1 protein-coding gene is annotated in these 298 nt (G+C 53.0%); it reads left to right on the top strand.

Annotated features, from left to right (window positions below; translation table 11 throughout):
- Window positions 1-298: hypothetical protein (locus P0G09_RS19095; RefSeq protein ID WP_275253457.1), on the top strand; the 298-nt coding region annotated here is incomplete at both ends.

Below are 298 nucleotides of genomic sequence, written 5' to 3' on the forward strand. Positions count from 1 at the left end.
ACCTGCGGTCAAGCAGTTCATCACAGAGGACGAGATCGACGCAGCCATGACCAGAGGCAGCGGATTTGAAAGTGGTAAAGGCCGGATTTTCACCTTTTACCAGAACCCCCATACGGACAAAGAAAAGGTGGATTTTCTCAAGAATGAGTACGGCACTGGCGGCCACTCTCACGCCCTGTCCGGCGCTGGGGGTAGCTGGGAAGATCACGATGGAAAAGGTCTGCACTACAAAAAGGAGGGCTGCCCGGATGTGCATTTCACATGGAAGAAAGTCGCCAAGCGGATTACCGATCTGATT

Source organism: Faecalibacterium sp. DFI.5.82 (assembly GCF_029076575.1).
Lineage (GTDB): Bacteria > Bacillota > Clostridia > Oscillospirales > Ruminococcaceae > Faecalibacterium > Faecalibacterium duncaniae.